The sequence below is a fragment of the Ruegeria sp. H3 genome (assembly GCF_056533095.1).
The window spans coordinates 1-1,878 of record NZ_JBQFOD010000038.1; the positions used below are offsets into that span (position 1 = coordinate 1).

The 1,878-nt window shown below is 57.5% G+C and carries 3 protein-coding genes; 2 read left to right on the forward strand and 1 reads right to left on the reverse strand.

Annotation, left to right across the window (positions count from 1 at the left end):
* Positions 1 to 459: hypothetical protein (locus tag ACR0JE_RS19600; RefSeq protein WP_480865359.1), on the reverse strand; the 459-nt coding region annotated here is incomplete at its 3' end.
* Positions 460 to 520: 61 nt separating this feature from the next.
* Here ACR0JE_RS19600 and ACR0JE_RS19605 point away from each other — a divergent pair.
* Positions 521 to 898, forward strand: coding sequence for a helix-turn-helix domain-containing protein (locus ACR0JE_RS19605; RefSeq protein WP_480865360.1), 378 nt, complete (start codon positions 521 to 523; stop codon positions 896 to 898).
* A 152-nt stretch (positions 899 to 1,050) separates the two neighbouring features.
* A complete protein-coding gene (locus ACR0JE_RS19610) occupies positions 1,051 to 1,686 on the forward strand; it encodes a hypothetical protein (RefSeq protein ID WP_480865361.1) in 636 nt (211 codons plus the stop codon).
* Positions 1,687 to 1,878: the final 192 nt, after the last annotated feature.

Below are 1,878 nucleotides of genomic sequence, written 5' to 3' on the forward strand. Positions count from 1 at the left end.
TAATGAAAAACCCCAACTCCAAGCGCGGAGATGGGGCTTTTCCAGTGACATCAACTGCCACCCTAGCAAGTCCAGTTGATGCCACAGGATGCCCTGTGCCGACAAGACAAAACGAACGCCGGTACTACTGGTCGCCCCTGAGCCACTCGGTGGAACGGGTGATCGTGCGGAAAGGACGGATTGAGCATGGCTGAAATGTCCATTTCCAAGTCGATCAATGCCGGTCACGACAGGGAGCCGCACACTGGCCCTCTTTCGCGAACCGATCATCGGGAAACTGCTGAGAACTACAGCGGTGAACTCTTTCGCTACGGTGTTTATCGCGTCGCCGTATGCCGGGACGGTATCCAATGGCTGTTTCAGCGCCAGAGACCCCAATTTCCGACCGGGGGAGCGGCGTGGGACACGCTCGGGTACTGTGTATCCAAATCCAGCCTCACCCGACTCGTCCGGGCGCATATCGGCTGTGACATTCCTGAACTGGATGCATTGCCCGCGCGTTTCCAGCGGAGGTGTCGCGATGAGTAGGCGGCGGTCTCCCAAAGGCAAACGGTCGGATGAGGGCCAGTTCGTTTATCTGCCCTACGCCATAATCAAGTCCCCGGCGTGGCGAGCGTTGTCTGGGCCTGCTGTGAAGCTCTGGCTGGAGCTTCATACCCGCTTCAACGGCGGCAACAACGGCAAAGTGTTCCTGTCGATGAACGAGGCGGCAGAGATCCTGGGATTGGGCAAGGCCACTGTTCAGCGTGCCTTCGACGATCTGCAGGACAAAGGCTTCCTCGTGCTGAAGCAGGAAGGCAACTGGTATCACCGTCGCGCCCACGAATGGCGGCTGACGACCAAGGCGACGCAGACCCGATCCGGCAAGAAAGCAGCCACCAATGACTGGCGGTTCTGAGACGGACCCGTCAGCAACTTCTGTGGTTCCGTTCGAGAACCCAAAGACTTTCCATGGTTCCAAATCAGAACCCGTCAGATCGATTTTGCGTCGGTCCATCGGTTCTGAATCGGAACACTAATACTAACCACTCCCTGTTACGCGAGGCGGACATGAGCAAGACACAGAAAGACAAAGGCAACGATCTGCAGACAAAGGGCTTCAACCTCACGGATGCGGAGACCAATGCGATTGCGGATTTTAAGGAACGAAAGAAATCACGCGTTCGGGCACCGGACATCAAGTTGGACTTCGATGAAGATACACGCAGGCTCACGGTTGGGCACAAGGGAAAAGACCCAAAGGCGGCATGTGCCTTGGCCATGCATGAGCTCGGCACGGCGGATTACCGGTTCTTCGAAGGTGTCATGGACCAGGTGGCTGTGCTCGGACAACAAGGCAGCTCAGTCTCCGAGACCGCATCCAATTTCGTGATGTCGGTTGTTGCAGGTATCCGGCCAGAGGATGAGATCGAAGCGATGCTGGCCATTCAAATGGGCGCGATCCACCAGGCGACGATGATGATGGCGCGCAGGCTCAATCACGTCGAAACCCTCCCTCAGCAAGACTCGGCTGAAAGGGCACTGAATAAACTTGCGCGGACCTTCGCGAGCCAGATTGAAACCCTGAAACGGTACCGCTCCAAGGCAGATCAGACCGTCCGCGTCGAACGCGTCGAGGTCAAAGAAGGTGGGCAGGCCATTGTCGGCAACGTCCAAAACGGGGGGCGGTCGGATGACAAAAAATGACGATAACCTCATGGACCCTACGAAAAGACTCAATGATGCGCCCAGATGCACCGCCACAGCCAAGTCCACTGGCAAGCGGTGCCGTGCCCCCGCCGTTCAAGGTTGGAGTGTTTGTCGCATGCATGGGGCCAGAGGTGGGCATGCTGCTGGGCCAAGCCATCCGTCATGGAAGCATGGGGAACGGTCGCAGAG

Excerpts from the sequence above, each read along its gene's own strand:
- ACR0JE_RS19605 (WP_480865360.1), top strand. The coding sequence starts at position 521 with ATGAGTAGGCGGCGGTCTCCCAAAGGCAAACGGTCGGATGAGGGCCAG.
- ACR0JE_RS19610 (WP_480865361.1), top strand. The coding sequence starts at position 1,051 with ATGAGCAAGACACAGAAAGACAAAGGCAACGATCTGCAGACAAAGGGC.